Source organism: Myxococcus sp. CA051A (genome assembly GCF_013336705.1).
Lineage (GTDB): Bacteria > Myxococcota > Myxococcia > Myxococcales > Myxococcaceae > Myxococcus > Myxococcus llanfairpwllgwyngyllgogerychwyrndrobwllllantysiliogogogochensis.
In genome coordinates this window covers 1-398 of the sequence record NZ_JABUMS010000091.1, presented here as the reverse complement: position 1 = coordinate 398, position 398 = coordinate 1, and the positions used below count along the sequence as shown (strand labels likewise).

The window sequence follows — 398 nt, the reverse complement described above, 5'->3', positions numbered from 1 at the left end:
TTCACCGCAGCCGCAACCCCCGGGTTCCTCGTCAGATGACGGTTTCGCTCACAGCCTGCCTGCAGCGTGCTCCGCGCCGGATTTCCGTGCGCCGGACGCTGCCCGCGCACGGCCGAGCCACCGCCTGGCTTGTCACCCACGCCGCCCGTCTCGCGTAGCTCACGACGGACGGCGTCCGCTCCACCCCCACTGAACCTTCGCGCCACGCACCCCCACCTTTCCAGGTGTGCGTGCCGTCCCCATCCCCTTCCCACCGGAGGCAATCGCCATGACCCACGACCACCCCCTCATCGTCACCGACACCGACCTCCAGCGCCTGGAGCGCGTCGTCGAACAGTACGGCAACGCCCGCAACGCCGAGCTCGTGGAGCAGCTGGAGTCCGAGCTCGCCCGCGCCG

At 70.6% G+C, this 398-nt stretch carries 1 pseudogene; it reads left to right on the top strand.

Features of this window, described 5'->3' with window-relative positions:
• Window positions 1–268 precede the first annotated feature (268 nt).
• A pseudogene (locus HUA74_RS45050) lies at window positions 269–398 on the top strand (nucleoside diphosphate kinase regulator); the annotation flags it as partial.